This is a genomic window from Clostridium acetobutylicum ATCC 824 (assembly GCF_000008765.1).
Classification (GTDB): Bacteria; Bacillota; Clostridia; order Clostridiales; family Clostridiaceae; genus Clostridium_S; species Clostridium_S acetobutylicum.
In genome coordinates this window covers 419486-434374 of sequence record NC_003030.1, presented here as the reverse complement: position 1 = coordinate 434374, position 14889 = coordinate 419486, and the positions used below count along the sequence as shown (strand labels likewise).

Sequence of the window (14889 nt, the reverse complement as noted above, 5' to 3'; positions counted from 1 at the left end):
ATAGTCTTTACCCCTTAAAGTCTAAGTAATATCCAATGCCCCTTTTATTTTTAACAACATTTTTTATCCCAACTTCACTTAGTTTATTCTTTATTCTTGTTACATTTACAGTTAGAGTATTATCATCCACAAAGGAAGATTCATCCCATAATTCTTCTAAAAGCTCCTCCCTTGTAACAACCTTGTTTATATTTTTTAAGAGCTTAGTTATAAGCTTAAGTTCATTTTTTGTAAGCTCTACCTCTTTATCTTTGTAGGTCATCTTAAAGGTGTTTTTATCTACTATAATACCACTAACTGTTAAAACCTCAGAGTTATCTTCAGAGTACTCTCCATAGGTTCTTCTAATAGATGCCTGAACCTTTGCCAAAAGTAATTCAAAACTAAAAGGCTTTGTTATATAATCGTCTGCACCCATCTCAAGACCTCTTATTTGCTCAATTTCACTGCTTCTAGCTGACATAAATATTATTGGTGCTTTTGATTTTCTTCTAAATATTCTACACAAATTAAAACCATCATAGTAAGGTAAGTTAACATCTAGAAGCACAAGCTCTGGATTTATTTTTTCAAATTCTTCCTCAACCTTCTTGAAATCAAATATTTTAAAAACCTCATAGTTATACCGTTTAAGATACTCCTCTGTAAATTCAGCAAGCTTTTTATCATCTTCTATAATTAAAATTTTATACATAGCTTCCTCCAATTGCAGTTCTTATAATGAATATGATCTTTATTGTCTCTATTATATACTCAAACAAGTTTTTAGCATATATTTCATTTGATTTTTTAATGTATATTTCTATTTTCCCAATAAACATATAGAAATATTTGTGTTTAAAAATTTAGTTTCATTATCCTTACTATAATTATACAAATCAAAACAGCAGGCTATTAGCTACAGCCTGCTGTTTCAATATTAAAAATTAATTTAGATTAATCTCTTTCAAGAACACTATACATTACTGGAACTATTATAAGTGTAAGTATTGTGGATACCACAAGACCTCCTATAACTACTATACCAAGACCTTGTGAAATTACTGCTCCCTCTGAGAAACCTGCCGCAAGAGGTGTAAGTGCCATTACTGTTGCTATTGCTGTCATAAATATAGGTCTCATTCTTATAGCTCCTGCTTCAATAAGTGCCTCACGTACCAGCATCCCTTTTTTCCTATTGCTCTGCACCCTATCTAACAGAACTATAGCATTGGTTACCACTATTCCTATGAGCATAAGCATTCCTATAAGCCCTGGAATACCCAAAGGTTGTCTTGTTATAAATAAAGCTACTATTGCTCCGATAGCTGCAAATGGTAGTGAGAATAATATTGCAAATGGTGCTTTAGGTTCTCCAAAGGCAAGTACCATTACTATATAAACCATAAACACAGCCACAAGCATTGCCATTCCCATTTGTGAGAAACTATCACTTATGCTCTTAGCACTTCCGTTCTGGGTAAAAGTAACCCCGTTTGGAATTCCCTTAATTGATTTTATTTTTTCCATCGCATTTTTAGATGCTGTTTGAGTATCCTTTGTTTTTACATCTGCTGTAATTGATGCATATTGGTTTCCGTTAAGCTCCTCTACGCTTACAGGTCCATCTGCAACCTGAACATCTGCTATATCGCTTAAATTAAAGCTTCCAGATGCTCCTTGAAGTTGTATTGTTTTAACCTTATCTAGGGAATTAATGTCCTTATTGTCATATCCCAAATACACATTTACATTATTTTTTCCTGATTGTATTGTAGTAACATTATTGTAGTTCATGATACCCTGAACCATTCCTGCTGCAATCATTGGAGATAGCCCTTCATTTGCTGCTTTTGCGCTATCTATTGCAACTGAAATTTCTGGTTTTTTGCTTGAAAGCGTATTGTTTACATTTGTAAGTTCTTTTACTCCTTTAAGAGCTTCTGTTGCCTTACTTGCTGCCGCTGTTATATCCTTCATGTTATTTCCGTTTACAACTATTTCAACATTATCCTTACTGCCACTTGTAAAGCTTTGAACTGTAACAGCAAATTTAGTATTTTTGCTTGACATATCTGTAGCTTTTTTTATAATTTCATCTGCTGATTTATCGTTATTAACTCCGTCTTTAAGAACTATAGTTATCTTACCAGAATTTCCTCCCTGCATAGACATTGCAGAGGATGAACTTGAACTATTATCACCAATTGAACTTACCACTGTTTTTACATCACTTCTATTTAAAAGATATTTCTCGAATTTTAAAGCTTCTTCATTAGTTTTTTCTGCGGAAGTTCCTGGTGCTGTAGTTATTGTTCCATTTAACACATTTGATGAACTAGAAGGTAAAAATTGAATACCTATACCTTTAATGAGGAAAAGCGATAGTACAAATAAAACTACTGAAACTCCCATAACTGCTGCTCTATGATTAAGTGCTCCATTAAGAACTTTCTTGTAGAAACCTACTATAGCTCCTTCACCTTTTTCAGGCTTCGGTTTTTCATTTAATATCATAAGTCTGCTCATTACAGGAACTACTGTTACTGCAACTAAAAGTGAAGCTAAAATACATATTACTACTGTTACCGCAAAAGGCACAAATACTTTTCCAACCATTCCGCTTATCATAGCTAGTGGTAAGAATACCGCTACAGTGGTTACTGTTGATGATGTAATTGCAGAGGAAACCTCGTCTGCTGCTACTTGAATTATCTTGCCCTTTTCAACATCATCTTTTAGAATCCTTCGATGAATATTTTCAATAACAACAATGGAGTCATCAACTATACGCCCTACTGCCACCGCCATTCCCGAAAGTGACATTATATTTAAAGTTATTCCAAATCTAGGTAGAAGTATAAGTGCTATAAGTATTGAAAGTGGTATAGAAACTACAGCTATTATGGTAGCCTTTATATTTTTTAAGAAAAATGCTATAACTACTATTGCAAAAAGAGCTCCTAAAACTCCCTCTCTAACCATTCCATTTACAGAATCCTTAACGTATTTTGATGAATCACTTATCTTATTAAACTTAATGCCGTTGTTGGATTTTTGTAAATCTTCAAGAGCACTTGCTACATCTTTTGCAACATTTACTGTATTTCCATCATCTGTCTTATAAATGTTAAGTATGATACTGTTTTTACTATTTGATCTTATAAAATAACTTTTATCTGCACTTCCTCTTGTTACAGTTGCCACATCTTTAAGGTATACAACTTTAATCTGCGATGCATTTGAACTGCTTGAAGAAGAACTACTGCCTAAGCTTGGTGCAGAGCTTGATTTTGCTGTTCCTTGGCTTGGAGCTGCGGTTTTCAATGATCCAGCTGAGCTGCTTAAAGCTTTACTACTTTCTATTTGCGCGCCCATAAGTTTATCAAGCTGAGCTTGAGCCTGCTGAAGCATACCTTGAGCTGCTGTTATAGTTGCCTGCGCCTTAGTCTTATCTTGAGCTGATGAGGTAGGGTTAGTCAAAACCTCCTGCTCTAATAATATTTGAGATTGCGCTTTTTGCATTTGATTTAATATTGCGATGGACTGTGTGTTTCCTCCAACCATCTGCCCCATTTGTCCCATGCCTTGGCCCATTTGACCAACAGCCTGTCCTAATTGTCCCATATTTTGTCCTAGTTGACCGACAGCCTGTCCTAATTGTGTCATTCCTCCCTGAACCTGTTGAAATGCCTCTCCTACAACCTTGGTTTGATTTGGAATAACAGCTATAGGCATAGCTTCTATATCCGCAGTAGTATACAGCTTCTTGGTCATTTCTATTGGAAGAGTACTATCTCCCACGTTTACACTTCCTGCTGGAATAGATATATTATTTCCCTGAAGTGCAGTCTTCACATCTGATAAAGTAAGTCCATTATTTTTAAGTTTATCATTATCAACTTTTACATATATATCATCATTGGAAGTTCCTTGCATCTCTACACTTGAAACTCCAGAAATTCCGCTGAGCTTTGGCTCAATCTTATCATTAACAATCTTAGTTAATTCATCTATACTTTTAGTGCTATTTATAGAATAAGTCATTATAGGTGCACTTCCCATACTTATTCTAGAAATTGTTGACTTCTTAGCACTCTCTGGAAATTTAATCTTATTAACAGCATCCTCTACATTTTTCTGAGCTTTATCCATATCAGCCGAATAATCAAATTGAGCAACTACTACAGATACATTTTCATTTGATGTAGTTTTTACATCCTGTATGCCCTGTATCCCTGAAATTGCTTTTTGTACTGGCCTCGATATATCGCTTGCAACCTGTTCTGGCGATGCACCTGGATAAACCGTTACTGCTGTTACAACTGGTATGTTTATATTAGGCATAGACTCCATATTTATAGTTTTTGTGGAATAAAGTCCTCCAACTGTAATCAAAATTATTATAAGAAATATTACAAACATATTCTTAAGCGAAAACTTGGTTAATCGATTCAATATTAATATCCCCCATTCATATAAAGCTTTTATTATATACCATTCTATATGATAAGGTGATGTTATAAAATTTATTATACTTAAAAAAGGCTTACAAAGTTGTAAGTCTTCTATAACATCAATTTAAATCAACAAACAAGTACTATATAATGAATATATATAATTTAAAAATGGAGGTGACCTTTAGCGGGAGTTTTTAAGAATATTTTATCTTCTCTCCCTAAAAACAAATATGAATAAAATAATATTAGAATCAGAAAGACTACTTTTGCGCCCATTGTCCTTTGATGACCTTATAAATATTGAAAAAGGAACTATTAATCTTATTAAAGTCCACATTAATCAAAACGCAATATTTGACTTTACTAAATCAGCAATCTCAAAAAAGATTAAAAAGATGGAGAAAGTACCTAAAGATATACATGAGTGGTATACTTACTGGCTCATTGTAGATAAGAATACCAAAAGTGGCATAGGTTTTATTGGTTTTAAAGGAACTCCAGATGAAGGAGGACACGTAGAAGTAGGTTACAGTATATCTTGTGCTTATAGAAAACAAGGTCTTATGACTGAAGCCCTATCTTTATTATCAAACTGGGCCTCAAAAAATCCTGACCTAAAGGGCATAACTGCTTGTAAGGTTTTAAAAACAAATACTGGCTCTAACAGAGTTCTTAAAAATTGCAATTTTAAGTTAGCTAGTTCTTCAGAAGAATTCAATTATTACCTTCTTGATATACACTAAAATGACTTGAGAGAAATAACAAAGCTTCTCTCAAGTCATTTTACCTTACTTATTTAAATATTCTACAATACCTTTTTCAACTATGGATATTGCCATATCTATTTCACTTTTTTCCACAGTAAGTGGTGCTATAAATCTAAGTACGTTATGCTCTGTTCCACAACCTAAAAGTATTAGATTATTATTTACTGCAACTTCTCTAATAAACGTTACTATATCACCATCTGGATTATTATTTTCTTTGCAAAACTCCATACCTATCATAAGTCCAATTCCTCTTATATCTCCTATACAAGCATATTTGTCCTTAAGCTTTAAAAGTTCTTCCTTTAAGTAATTTCCCATGTTATTTGCATTATCTAAAACTCCACTTTCTAGTTCCTTTATAGTCGCAAGTGAAGCTGCACAAGCCACAGGGTTTCCTCCAAAGGTTCCACCATGAGCCCCTGCTGGCCATTTTTCCATAAGTTCTTTTTTACCTATAACTGCGCTTAAAGGAAAACCTGAGGCAATTGCCTTTGCACAAGTAAAAATATCTGGCTCTACTTCAAAGTTCTCATGGGCAAAGATTTTTCCCGTTCTTCCAAAACCACATTGAACTTCATCAAAAATAAGGCATATTCCATACTTGTCGCAAATTTCTCTAACAGCTTTTAAGAACTTTTTAGGTGGAACAATATAGCCTCCCTCTCCTTGTACTGGCTCCATTATAATTGCAGCAACACTTTCAGGCTCAATAAGCTTTTTAAACATATCTTCAAATTGACTAATGCATTCCATATTGCAGCTTTCTTTATTTTGTTTATACGGGCATCTAAAACAATATGGATATTCTGCAAAATATACGCTTGGAAGAAGTCCTTCATAATTTTTTCTGTACTTAGAGCTTGAACCTGTTATAGAGGTTGTAGCTAAAGTTCTTCCATGAAAAGATCCTTTAAAAGATATTATAGCCTGCCTTTTAGTTATGTATTTTGCTAATTTTATAGCTCCTTCATTGGCTTCCGCACCACTGTTACTGAAATAAACCATTGTTTTATTACCTGTGAGTTCAACTATTTTTTCCGCAAGTTTTACATATGATTCATAGTAGACAACATTATGGCCACCATGTATAAGCTTGTCCATTTGTTCCTTTGCTGCCTTGATAACCGCTGGATTATTGTGCCCTAAGTTGCATACAGCAACGCCACTAGCAAAATCCAAGACCTTTCTACCATCCTCAGTATAAAGGTATGCCCCCTCTCCTCTTACTACTCCAAGTTTTGTAGCTCTTCCTGCTACCGGTGGGATAACCTTAAGACTTCTTTCATATAAACTGCTCATTTTCATTCTCTCCTATCTATATGTAGGAAACCAAATGTAAAATTAGCTTACATGGTCTCCTCTTTTTTTAATCTATAAAAACTTCTCTATTGTAAGCATTATTAATTTTGGAAGAACCTCAAAAGAATATGGCTTATAAACTCTTTCCGTCCACTTATGAGCATCCTTACCATAACATCCGTAGTTTATTGCTGGTATATTAAGATCTTTTATTTTTTGAACAGGAACGCCATATACCCTGTCCCACCCAGGAAAATTAGAGGTTAAGCTTTCTATTCCCTCACTATCATCATCTATTTTAAGATAGCTGCTATCTGATAAGCTAGGGAAGAATTGCATAACTTTAAATTCTTCATTTATACCTTCTTTTTCTTTTAACTGCTGAGCACACTCTTTTATTTTATTGATAATTTCCTTTTCCTTTTCATTCTTCACATTTAAAGTATTATGAGGACAATATGGTGGTGCAAAAAACATTACTATGCAGGGTTTCTTCTCTCCCCATATATTAAAAACTTTATCCACAACTCTAAGTGATATTTCCCTAATATCCACATAGTTATCAACAAGCCTTTGTTCGTAACTTTTAATTTCTTTGTCTAAATCCCCAGAAAATCTAGCTTTAGCTAAGGTGTACAACTGTGTATAAGTTATAACCTTTGCCTGAAAATTTAGAGGTTCGTACTTTTGATTTGTCATTTCACAATATTTTTTGTACCTATCATCATTCCTTTTAATCACTCTCTCAAAAGCCCTTTTAGCTGCTTTTTTTAATTTTTCTGACGCTTGTTTTGGTGATTCACTATGAACTGTATAATTAAAGTATGCAAATGATGAAAAAGGCGTTTGAACATTATAGCTTTCTTTTAAATCCTTAAACTTTAGAACTGAAGGCGGAAGTGTGTACTCTCCATTGTATTCATCACATAAATCTACATTTAAATCAATTTCATTTATTACCTCCGAAGCAATTACATCTGCATTTATTCCTTCAAAACATTGTCCAACATGAGTTTCCTTACCTACAAAATAAAAAGCAGGCAACAGCTTTCCAACTGTTCCAGTATATAAATACCTTGTATTATCTCCCTTATACATTGGACATATATAATCATTGTTTATTGCTAAGGTATATTCTAAACTATATTTTTCCTTTAACTTTTCAAGTGTGTCAAGAGCTTCACGAATTCCGTTATGCTCATTTTCCTCTACTGGATTTGACATAAATAATATATTGCCAGAGATATCCTTAACTCTTTTAGATAATTCCTTTAATACTACAAGATGAACTGCATCCCCACTTTTCATATCTGATGCTCCTCGTCCAAACATCCAATCACCACTATCAAGATCTTCTCTAACTTCTTCTGGCAATTCAATTTCTTTAAGCTTTTTTTGAAGAATATCTGGATCAAAAGCATAGTCCTTTAATGAACCATAATCATCTACTGCAACAGTATCCATGTGTCCATGTAAAATTATAGTTCTATTTGATTGTCCTTTTTCTCCTCTTATCAAAGCAAAAACATTACCTCTTCCAAGCTTGTCATTCTTAAGAGGTATTCTAAATGCATACTCCTCATGCTCCTTAAAATAATCAATCTCCTTTAAGTAACTTAAAATTTTATTTCCTATATTGCCCTCTCCCTCTGTTCCATTTACACTTGGCACCTTTACCAGCTCCACAGTTAAATTCTCTATTTCTTCACTGATTCTACTCATTTAAATCATCTCCAAATAAAATTCTATATTTTTAAAAACAAAGTCATAAATGGTATAGTCATCATTGATAAAATTGTTGTTATAAGCACTATCTTTGACGCATACTTAAAATTTCTATTGCAACTTTTTGCAAGTATAGGACAAAGGGTTCCTCCTGGCATAGCTTCACAAATAATAATTACCCCAATAACAATTTTATTAATCTGAAAGGGTTTAAGTGCAAAATAAATTATAAGAGGTATTATAATTAATCTTAAAATTGCTATATAATAAAGGCTCCAATCCTTAAAAATATCATTAAAATCTACACCTGCTAGTATAGAACCAATTACTATCATAGATAACGGTGCTGTCATAGACCCTATTAAATTGAAGGCTGAACTCATAACGTATGGTATTTTTATAGATAAGAGCATCAGAAAAACTCCAACAATAACCGCTATTATATTATGATTAAATAATATTTTCTTATAATCAATTTTTTCTCTCTTATCATTTATAATCACTATTCCAATTGTCCAAATAAATACGTTATATACCAGATTGAATATAGATGTATAAAGTACTCCTTTATTTCCATACACAACTTTTAGTACCGGAAATCCTATAAAACCACAGTTAGAAAATATACTCATAAACATCAATATATCTCTCTTATCCATAGCAAATTTAAATGAAATAATTTTTCCTATTACAATTGAAATAATGAAAGCTGCAACTGAAAATACAAGAAGATTTATGATAGTAATAACAGTTTTTCTTGAATACTCAACGTTAAAAGAAGTCAATATCATTAACGGAAGAGTTATGCTAACTATAAAATTTGATAAATGGCTTGTAGTGTCATCATCAATTATTTTTGACTTTGCAGCATAATATCCAATACCCATTATTAAAAATAGAATAACAATTTGCTCAAAAACATACATACTCTTCATAATTATTTATTATTTTTATCCTTTCATCTTATATGTAAAAACTCTGTATTTGTATTTGTATACAATGTGCCTTTAAAAAATTTAATCCTAATATCCCTTTTGTAAATCCACTATATTTTTAAGCTGTTCTCCTGCTTTATATCTTCTCATGTTTTCATAAACTAACTTATACTTTCTTTTAGCCATGTTTTGTGAAATCCAAGAATTGTGCGGAGTTATAATCACATTATTCATTTGCCAAAGAGGACTATCCTTACTTAAAGGCTCTTCTTCAACAACATCCAAAGCTGCAGCACGTATTTTACCATTCTTAAGAAACTTTATTAATTTCTCTTCTTCAACTACCTTACCCCTTGATGCATTTACAAAAACCACTCCATTTTTCATCAATAAAAAAATTCTTTCATTAATAAAGTGATGTGTCTCATCTGTAATAGGTAGAAGTGATACTACTACATCACACTCTTTAATCATTTCCTCTACCCTATCCTTAGCATAACATTCATTGAAATACTCTACTTTTCTGCCTGTAGTATTAAGTCCCAAAACATTAACCCCAAAAGCTTGAAGTCTTTTTGCTGTTTCAATAGCTATATGTCCAGTGCCAAGTATTCCTACAGTTTCTCCAAAAATCTCTCTAAGAGAGGTTCTAAGCTTCCATTTTTTATCCTGCTTATTCTGAAAGAAAATATTTGCCTCTTTGTAGGTAGATAAAATGCTCCAAACTATCCACTCTGAAATAGGCACACTATAGCCATTTTTATTATTAGTAACTATAATTCCGTTATTTTTAGTATACTCCTTTGGAATTTGTTCAAAACCATCACTTTCAAGTTGAATCCACTTTAATTTTTTAAGCTTAGCTATATCGAAATGCTTAAATGGATTATAGGTAAACATAAACTCTACATCTTCAAGCTCTTTTGTATATTTTAAGTCTTTTTCTCTTCTCAAGATTATTTCAAACCCAAGTTCTTCAAGATTTTTTATTTCATCCTCAGAAAAATGAAAAGTAAATAAAGCCTTAGTTTTCAATCCGCACTCTCCCTTCGCCTTTTATCATTTTGTCAATTTATTGTGGTTTATTTTAATAATATGTTATCATATTTATGTATTTTTTACAACATATTATTAATTTTTAGGATATTTTATATTTTGTATAAATAAATTTTATTTATACAAAACTGAGACATTAAAGCCCTCATTTTTTATCTCTTCTTCTGTTATATTTTCATCAAGATGCATACAAAACACCTTATTTCTAAACTCCTTTGGAATTGCTTCACAAAGCTTTTTTAAGGATAGATGAACATTTCCCTCATAATTTAAACCACACGTATCCTGGTATGCCATGGAAATACAACCGCTCTTAATTTTATTTATAATTTTTTTCTGGTAATTTGTTACCATCTCCACTGTAATAAACTAAGTTATCAGACATTCCAATTAAAAAACCATATGCTGGTATTACTCCTACATGAGATGCAGGTATAAATTCTATATTTAAATCTCCAAACTCCGGAGCTGTTAAATTAACCTTATTATCACTAACAAGCTCATACATTTCATCTCCAACTCCTATAATATTAAAAAAGTCTGTAATAATATCTTTATTGGGATAAATAATAGTTGGTTTAAACTTCAATATATAGTAACAATAGAATATCAAGTCCCCGAGACTTCCAATGTGATCCGGATGTGTATGTGTTATTATAATATATAAATTTTTAATATCCTGAAGTAAATTAAGCTGCTTTATTCTGTGAAAAACTGTACCTCCACAATCTACAAGTATCATACTGCTATTTTTCTTTATAAATGCACTATTGTTACCTCTCTCTGTATTAAAAGCACTTCCATTTCCAATAAAATCAAACATATATTCTCCTCCTCAGTTTTAGGATAGTTCACTTCTTCTTTTATGCGTTTCTAAATCCGCTAATCTAACTGTAATTGGCAATCTACTATCATTATTTATAAGCTTACTGCATATTTTCGTGCATGTTTCTAAGTCTATGTAATTTCCGCAGGATACAAATATAGGCTTAACATCTTTTTTAGTTCTTAATACTCTTCCATATACCTCTTCATTTATTACAATATCTTTAAAGGCACCCTCAAAACTTTCAGGCATTTCGAAGTCTACTCCTGCTACTTTTAAATAACTTTTAGCAACTCCTATTGTAGGTTTATTTAAGAAAAATGATGCGTGTGTAGCTATTCCCATATGATTATAATGTAAGTATCCATTTCCATCAAACATAAATATATCTGGCTCATTCTTTAGCTTTTTAACGGTTTTGATAACTAGTGGAAGCTCCCTAAAGGCTAAAAATCCCGGCATATATGGCACTTCTATCTCCCCATAATCATAGGCCTTTTCTATTATCTCACCTGTATTATAATCGATCACAATGATGCAGCATACACCATACTGTTTCTCACCTTTTGTCCAATATGCTAAATCCACACCTGCACAAAGTTTTATATCCTCTTCTTTAAAATCACTTATTAATTTAATTCTCTTCACTAAACTGCTTTGAATTACTTGAAATTCTTCCTTTGAGCTTGCCTCAAACCCATGAACATTTACTGTTTTCATCTTAATTTCTCCCTTATATAACAAAAAACTAACACAGAAGAATTTCTCTGAAATTAGCTTTTTTATTTATTCCCTCATATTTCTAGGTTTTGCCATAGCTCATTATATCATATTACATTTAACTATTATAGTACTTAATTTATCAAAGGATACAGAGCTTTATCTTCCTTATTGAGCCTATTTACAAGTAAGTTTAAAACTTCCTCAGTATCTTTCTTTAAACTTAAAACATTGTCACATACCTTAATTTTAGTATTATACTTATTTTTATATTCCTCAAATTTCTTGCCGATATTGCCCATATCATCTATATATTCTTTTGCCATATTACTTATAGCCTCATCCTTGTTTTTCAATAACTCTGGATACAGGAATTTGTCCTCTGACTGAAGATGAACTTTTAAAATCCCAGCTAATACACTAACTGTTTTAGCCATTTCTGCGTAGTCCTCTTCACTCATTTTTTTATCTATAAATCCCTTCAGCATCTTTATGCTGCTATATATCTCTGTATGTTGTCTTTTAAGATTATCAATATACATTGTAAAACCACTCCTAACTATTTAAATCTTATGTAACCAATTATAAATAATTTAATTTGAACCTTCTGTAACTTATGTTACTAATTTAAATATTTAATTTACGGTGTACATTATCTTTACTGTATTCTTCCTCTACTATTTCCATTACTTATACAACTATACTATATATAAATACAAATTAACGCATCCTTTTATAAATAAAGAACGTACATAAATCTGCTCACACCAAATCTATGTACGTTCTTATTTTAACTTTATCTAACTAGCCATCCACCATCTACTGCTAAAATATGGCCATTAATATAGTCCGAAGCCCTTGAAGCTAAAAATACTACCGTTCCCATTACATCAAATGGATATCCCCATTTCCCTGCTGGTATCCTTGATAATATTTCATTATTTCTTGACTCATCATTTCTTATAGCTTCAGTATTTTTAGTAACAATATAACCTGGAGCTATTGCATTTATTTGAATGTTTTTGTCAGCTAATTCATTTGCAAATGCTTTAGTCAAACCAGCAACTCCATGCTTTGAGGCTGTATATGGAGGTACAAACTTACCACCTTGAAAAGAAAGCATAGATGCAATATTTATAATCTTACCGGAACCTTGTTTTATCATAATCTTTGCTGCTCTCTGACTCAAATGATAAATAGAATTCAAATTCGTATTTATTATATATTCCCAATCTTCATCTCTATATTCTGTAATAGGGGCTCTTCTTATGGTTCCTGCATTATTGACAAGTATATCTAATCTTCCGTAAAGCTCCATGCATTTGTCAAATATTCCTGGTATACTTTCTTTTTTAGATAAATCCGCCTTATAAAACTCAACTTTTCTTCCTTCGTCTTCTATGAGTTTTCTGGTTTCATCCCAGTTAGTACCATGAGTAACTATAAATAAATCAGCGCCTGCCTTAGCAAGTGCAAGTGCGTATCCTTGTCCGAGACCTGTATTTCCACCTGTAACTATTGCAACCTTTCCTTTTAATGAAAAAAAGTCCATTGAAAAATCCTGTATAGAAAAGTTCATGTTATTACAACCTCCCTTCTTTTAGTCTAATAACAATACCTGCTCTTTAAGTTGTATAACTAATTTTGTATCATTTTTAAGAAATTTTTCCTTAACACTCATTTATATGTACATACCTTATTTAGTTAGTAACTTTTTCACAAAATAGAACGAATATCTTTTCTATCCAAATTACCTATATATCTAAAACTTAGCTTATTATAAAAATCTTTTTAAGCACAAAAAAATATATTATACAATTTTTCGTTAACGTTAACACAATATGCTTAGATTATACAACGTATTGTTTTTCCAGTCAATACCCATTAAAAGTCATTCACCACATGATTTTCTTATAACAAGAGTCGGTTCTAATATAATCTTTTCAGTTTTCTTTGCATTTCCCTTAATAGCATCTACAAGCATTTTAGCCGCTATTGTGCCAATCTTTTTATTATCTTGATCTACAGTTGTAAGTGGAATTGTTAGCATAGCTGCCTGCTCTATATTGTCGTATCCTGCAAGTCCAAGTTCCTCTGGAAGCTTTATTCCCTTCTCATAGCAATATTTTATAACTCCCATGGCTACAGTATCATTTATTGCAAAAATACTATCCACACCTTTTTCTATAAGTATGCTTGCTATATTGAAACCATCTTCAAAGGTTGAATTACTGTGTATAACTATATCCTCGTTATATGATATACCTTTATCCTCAAGTACTTTTTTATAGCCGTTAAGTCTTTCACTAGAAGCAGTAGAATCTTTATCTCCCAGTATTACTCCTATCTTTTTATACCCTTGATTAACCATGTGCGTTATAATTTTAATAGCTCCAGCGTAGTTATCAATACCTACAAAATTAACCTCTAGCCCCTTAGCAAAGTTATCTGCCATAACCATTGGAATTTGCCTTGATATATCTTCATAATCTTCTTTTCTCGGCTTTACTGGAAGAATAATTATCCCATCCACTCTGCCCTCACTTAAAAAATCCAAATACTTAACCTCATTTGGCTTTTTTCTATTACTGTTACATAATATTAAACCATAACCGTGCTTTTCTATGTACGAACTTACACCTTTGCTGATATTTGCGTAATATTGATTTGCAATATCTGGTATAATAAGTCCAATCATATTTGTTTTCTTAGTTATTAAGCTTTTAGCTGCTGAATTAGGCTTATACTTTAATTCTTCACATACCTTTAAAATTTTTTCTTTTGTAGCTTCTGCTATATCATCACTATTGTTAAGTGCTCTAGACACTGTCATAGCCGAAACTCCACAATACCTTGCTATATCTTTAATACTAACCATATAAACCCGATTTACAAAATTTACAAATCGGTATCTCACCTACCTATTCTATTACATACTTTGTTCCATATATTTTTTTATATAAACCATATATACTATATATACAAAAATTATATCATATCATTATTGTTTTTTGTATACTATGAGTTTATTTATAGATGTGTACTCTTTTTATTAACTTTTATACCATAAAAATTACCATTCAAATTATTGACAAATGCACTTCATTAATGTTACTATA

Annotated in this window: 13 protein-coding genes; 1 reads left to right on the top strand and 12 read right to left on the bottom strand. The window is 31.8% G+C overall.

The window, feature by feature from the left end:
- Window positions 1-7: 7 nt before the first annotated feature.
- Together CA_RS02105 and CA_RS02100 are read right to left on the bottom strand one after the other, a co-directional pair.
- A complete protein-coding gene (locus CA_RS02105; protein WP_010963693.1) occupies window positions 8-694 on the bottom strand; it encodes a response regulator transcription factor in 687 nt (228 codons plus the stop codon).
- A 242-nt stretch (window positions 695-936) separates the two neighbouring features.
- A complete protein-coding gene (locus tag CA_RS02100; RefSeq protein WP_010963692.1) occupies window positions 937-4437 on the bottom strand; it encodes an efflux RND transporter permease subunit in 3501 nt (1166 codons plus the stop codon).
- A 232-nt stretch (window positions 4438-4669) separates the two neighbouring features.
- Here CA_RS02100 and CA_RS02095 point away from each other — a divergent pair, with 232 nt between their 5' ends.
- A complete protein-coding gene (locus CA_RS02095; protein ID WP_010963691.1) occupies window positions 4670-5182 on the top strand; it encodes a GNAT family N-acetyltransferase in 513 nt (170 codons plus the stop codon).
- 45 nt (window positions 5183-5227) lie between these two features.
- Here the strand turns inward: CA_RS02095 and CA_RS02090 are convergent, their stop codons facing one another.
- From CA_RS02090 to CA_RS02050, 10 genes are all read right to left on the bottom strand, one after another.
- Entirely contained in the window at window positions 5228-6508 is a 1281-nt protein-coding gene (locus tag CA_RS02090) for an aspartate aminotransferase family protein (RefSeq protein WP_014518834.1), read from the bottom strand.
- A 72-nt stretch (window positions 6509-6580) separates the two neighbouring features.
- Window positions 6581-8230 (bottom strand): M20/M25/M40 family metallo-hydrolase, encoded by a 1650-nt coding sequence (locus CA_RS02085; RefSeq protein WP_010963689.1) that lies wholly within the window; start codon window positions 8228-8230, stop codon window positions 6581-6583.
- A 23-nt stretch (window positions 8231-8253) separates the two neighbouring features.
- A complete protein-coding gene (locus CA_RS02080) occupies window positions 8254-9159 on the bottom strand; it encodes an AEC family transporter (RefSeq protein WP_010963688.1) in 906 nt (301 codons plus the stop codon).
- Window positions 9160-9255: 96 nt separating this feature from the next.
- Window positions 9256-10203, bottom strand: coding sequence for a phosphoglycerate dehydrogenase (locus tag CA_RS02075; RefSeq protein ID WP_010963687.1), 948 nt, complete (start codon window positions 10201-10203; stop codon window positions 9256-9258).
- 135 nt (window positions 10204-10338) lie between these two features.
- Complete coding sequence (locus tag CA_RS20400) at window positions 10339-10521, bottom strand: hypothetical protein (protein WP_341271485.1); 183 nt, start codon at window positions 10519-10521, stop codon at window positions 10339-10341.
- A 22-nt stretch (window positions 10522-10543) separates the two neighbouring features.
- Window positions 10544-11047 (bottom strand): MBL fold metallo-hydrolase, encoded by a 504-nt coding sequence (locus tag CA_RS02070; RefSeq protein ID WP_010963686.1) that lies wholly within the window; start codon window positions 11045-11047, stop codon window positions 10544-10546.
- Between the two features lie 18 nt (window positions 11048-11065).
- On the bottom strand, window positions 11066-11770 hold the full coding sequence (locus CA_RS02065; protein ID WP_010963685.1) for an endonuclease V: 705 nt from the start codon (window positions 11768-11770) through the stop codon (window positions 11066-11068).
- Between the two features lie 134 nt (window positions 11771-11904).
- A complete protein-coding gene (locus tag CA_RS02060) occupies window positions 11905-12312 on the bottom strand; it encodes a hemerythrin domain-containing protein (RefSeq protein ID WP_010963684.1) in 408 nt (135 codons plus the stop codon).
- A gap of 254 nt (window positions 12313-12566) precedes the next feature.
- A complete protein-coding gene (kduD, locus tag CA_RS02055; protein ID WP_010963683.1) occupies window positions 12567-13349 on the bottom strand; it encodes a 2-dehydro-3-deoxy-D-gluconate 5-dehydrogenase KduD in 783 nt (260 codons plus the stop codon).
- A 312-nt stretch (window positions 13350-13661) separates the two neighbouring features.
- A complete protein-coding gene (locus tag CA_RS02050; protein WP_010963682.1) occupies window positions 13662-14648 on the bottom strand; it encodes a LacI family DNA-binding transcriptional regulator in 987 nt (328 codons plus the stop codon).
- Between the last annotated feature and the right edge of the window lie 241 nt (window positions 14649-14889).

Bases quoted from the DNA above. Each gene is read 5' to 3' on its own strand.
- CA_RS02105 (WP_010963693.1), bottom strand. From the start codon at position 694: ATGTATAAAATTTTAATTATAGAAGATGATAAAAAGCTTGCTGAATTT.
- CA_RS02070 (WP_010963686.1), bottom strand. From the start codon at position 11,047: ATGTTTGATTTTATTGGAAATGGAAGTGCTTTTAATACAGAGAGAGGT.
- CA_RS02080 (WP_010963688.1), bottom strand. From the start codon at position 9,159: ATGTATGTTTTTGAGCAAATTGTTATTCTATTTTTAATAATGGGTATT.
- CA_RS02085 (WP_010963689.1), bottom strand. From the start codon at position 8,230: ATGAGTAGAATCAGTGAAGAAATAGAGAATTTAACTGTGGAGCTGGTA.
- CA_RS02065 (WP_010963685.1), bottom strand. From the start codon at position 11,770: ATGAAAACAGTAAATGTTCATGGGTTTGAGGCAAGCTCAAAGGAAGAA.
- CA_RS02095 (WP_010963691.1), top strand. From the start codon at position 4,670: ATGAATAAAATAATATTAGAATCAGAAAGACTACTTTTGCGCCCATTG.
- CA_RS02050 (WP_010963682.1), bottom strand. From the start codon at position 14,648: ATGGTTAGTATTAAAGATATAGCAAGGTATTGTGGAGTTTCGGCTATG.
- CA_RS20400 (WP_341271485.1), bottom strand. From the start codon at position 10,521: ATGGCATACCAGGATACGTGTGGTTTAAATTATGAGGGAAATGTTCAT.
- kduD (WP_010963683.1), bottom strand. From the start codon at position 13,349: ATGAACTTTTCTATACAGGATTTTTCAATGGACTTTTTTTCATTAAAA.
- CA_RS02060 (WP_010963684.1), bottom strand. From the start codon at position 12,312: ATGTATATTGATAATCTTAAAAGACAACATACAGAGATATATAGCAGC.
- CA_RS02090 (WP_014518834.1), bottom strand. From the start codon at position 6,508: ATGAGCAGTTTATATGAAAGAAGTCTTAAGGTTATCCCACCGGTAGCA.